Source organism: Pauljensenia sp. UMB6358, from assembly GCF_030216865.1.
In the GTDB taxonomy this organism is placed as follows: domain Bacteria; phylum Actinomycetota; class Actinomycetes; order Actinomycetales; family Actinomycetaceae; genus Pauljensenia; species Pauljensenia turicensis_A.
On the sequence record NZ_JASOMS010000218.1, the window covers coordinates 1 to 254 of the forward strand.

Consider the following 254-nt stretch of genomic DNA (forward strand, 5'->3'; position numbering starts at 1 on the left):
ACCCGCCCCGACGCCTGCAGACCCGGAGCAGAGTGTGGATGTAGAAGAGTTCTTGGAGTTCGATGAAGAACAGGTTGCAGCGGATTTAGATGCACGAGAAGAATCCGCTAGTTCACCAGAGCCTTCGGCGGATCCGACGGTTGCTTCGATGATTGAGCAGGCGGCTCAGCAGGGTGCGGACTATGAGCAGGAGGTCGAAGAAGCTGCACAGATGGGTGAGGGCTTCGTGCCTTCAGATTTGGAGGATGCTGTGG

At 57.1% G+C, this 254-nt stretch carries 1 protein-coding gene; it reads left to right on the plus strand.

Going from position 1 to position 254, the window contains the following annotated elements:
• On the plus strand, window positions 1-254 hold a 254-nt coding region (locus QP381_RS09240), incomplete at both ends, for a hypothetical protein (RefSeq protein WP_285068728.1).